Here is a 2,353-nt window from a genome sequence, read left to right on the forward strand (position 1 = left end):
GCCCGCAGCCTCTCGAGGCTCGGCCGTGACCACCGCTCCTCGACGCGCCGCCGGAGCCCGAAGCCGAGCCCCGCGACGATCACCGCGGTCACAGCAGGAGACCACCCATGCGCAGACGATTCATCCCTCTCGCCGCCGTCCTGGCGTCGACCGCCGCCCTCACCGGCTGCAGCGGCTTCGGAGGAGGAGGCGGCGGTTCGGCCGACGCCGACTCGATCACCTTCACCACCTGGGCCAGCGAGTCCGAGCAGGCGGCCTTCGAGTCGCTGATCACCGACTTCGAGGCCGAGTACGAGGGGGCGAGCGTCGAGCTCAACGTCGTCCCCTACGACCAGATGTTCAGCAACATCGACGCGCAGCTGTCGTCGGGCGAGGCCCCCGACGTGTTCCGCGTCGACTACGGCAACCTCGGCGTCTACTCCAGCCAGGAGCAGCTGCTCGACCTGACCGACCGGATCGACGACTTCGACTCCTTCACGCCCGCGTTCCAGGAGGCCGTCTCCTTCGAGGGGAAGCCCTACGGCGTCCCGCACCAGACCGACGTGTCGGCGCTGCTGGTGAACACGCAGCTGCTCGCGGCGGCCGGCATCACCGACGTGCCGACCACCACCGACGAGGCGTGGACCTGGGAGGAGTTCGCCGACGCCTCCGCGAAGCTGCGCGCGAGCCTGCCCGCCGAGCAGTACCCGTTCGTCTACAACTGGCAGCTCGGCGGCACGCCCCGCTGGCTGAGCTGGCTGTTCGAGGCCGACGGCACGCTCCTGGAGGAGGACGGCACCACTCCGGCGATCGACTCCGCCGCCGGCGCGAAGGCGCTGGACTTCACGAAGAGCTTCTTCGACAACGACTGGGTCCCGCCGACCAGCTCGGTGAAGTCCGCCACCTACGCCGACTCCTTCTTCACGGAGCAGACCGCGGCGATGGCGTTCGCCGGGTCCTTCCTGGTGCCGGACATCGACGACCTCGCCGACTTCGAGTGGACCGCCACGCCGATGCCCGTCGACGAGCGCGGCGCGACCGACCTCGGCGGCAACGCCCTCGTCGCCACGGCCGACACCGATGACCCCGAGCTCGCGACCGAGTTCCTCTCGTTCATGACGCAGGCCGACACCATGGCCGAGTTCTGCGCGGCGACGAACGAGCTGCCCACCCGGTCCGACATCGACCCCGCGTCGATCGACTTCGCGGTGCGCCCGGACGTGATGCCCGTCTTCGTCGAGCAGGCCGCGACGATCACGCCGCGCGACGTGCAGCAGCTCACCTCGCCGTTCCTCGCGAAGATCTCCGTCGCGATGCAGGACCAGCTCGAGGAGGCGTTCGTCGGCGGACGCAGCACCGAGGAGACCCTCTCCGGCCTCGACGCGGCCATCCAGCAGGCGACCAGCTGATGACCGCCACCACCCTCCGCGGCCGGGCGGGCTCCTCCGCCCGGCCGCGGTCGGCCCGCAGGCGCGAGGCCCTCGCCGGCTTCGGCTTCGTCGGCCCGAACCTGCTCCTGATGGCGCTGTTCCTGTTCGTGCCGATCCTCTGGGCGATCCAGCTCTCGTTCCAGGAGTCGCGCGGCTTCGGTACGCCCGAGTGGGTCGGCTTCGCGAACTACCTGCGGATGGGCGCCGACCCGGTGTTCTGGCAGAGCCTGGGCAACACGCTCCTCTTCACCGCGGTCACCGTGCCGCTCGAGCTCGCCGGCGGCCTCGGCCTGGCCGTGCTGCTCAACTCCGTCCTGCCCGCGCGCGGGATCTTCCGCACGGTGATCGTGCTGCCCCTGGTGATCTCGGGCGTCGCCTCCGGGATGATCGCGGTCACGATCTTCAGCGAGTCCTCGGGCATCGTGAACAAGGTGCTGAGCGCGCTGGGCGCCTCGCCGGTCGCGTGGCAGTCGGACGGCTCCGCGGCGATGATCTCGGTGATGCTGACCGCGGTGTGGCTGCGGATCGGCTTCAACATGGTGATCTACCTGGCGGGCCTGCAGAGCGTCTCGCCCGAGCTCTACGAGGCCGCACGGATCGACGGAGCGACGCGCTGGCAGCAGTTCCGCGCACTGACGGTGCCGCTGGTCGGCCCGTCCACCTTCTTCCTGCTGATCATGAACGTGATCGCCTCGTTCCAGGTCTTCGACATCGTCTTCGTGATGACGGGCGGCGGCCCCGGCTTCTCCACGTCGGTGCTCGGCACCTACGCGTACCGCAACGGCTTCCAGGTCCGCGAGCAGGGCTACGGCGCCGCGCTCGGCGTCGTCATCCTGCTGGTCTCCCTCGCCTTCACCTACCTGCAGTGGCGCACGAGCCGCACGCGCGATCTCGTCGACTAGGAGCCCTCATGTCGTCCTCCACCGTCACCACGCCCGCCGCGG

Annotated in this window: 2 protein-coding genes; both read left to right on the forward strand. The window is 70.0% G+C overall.

The window, feature by feature from the left end; genetic code table 11:
• Positions 1-107: 107 nt before the first annotated feature.
• A complete protein-coding gene (locus C5C50_RS16515) occupies positions 108-1,388 on the forward strand; it encodes a sugar ABC transporter substrate-binding protein (protein ID WP_258067791.1) in 1,281 nt (426 codons plus the stop codon).
• Positions 1,388-2,311, forward strand: a complete 924-nt coding sequence (locus C5C50_RS16520) for a carbohydrate ABC transporter permease (protein WP_104273946.1) — start codon at positions 1,388-1,390, stop codon at positions 2,309-2,311. The genes C5C50_RS16515 and C5C50_RS16520 overlap by 1 nt, the downstream gene beginning before the upstream one ends.
• Positions 2,312-2,353: the final 42 nt, after the last annotated feature.

This window comes from Rathayibacter sp. AY1D9, from assembly GCF_002932395.1.
GTDB lineage: Bacteria > Actinomycetota > Actinomycetes > Actinomycetales > Microbacteriaceae > Rathayibacter.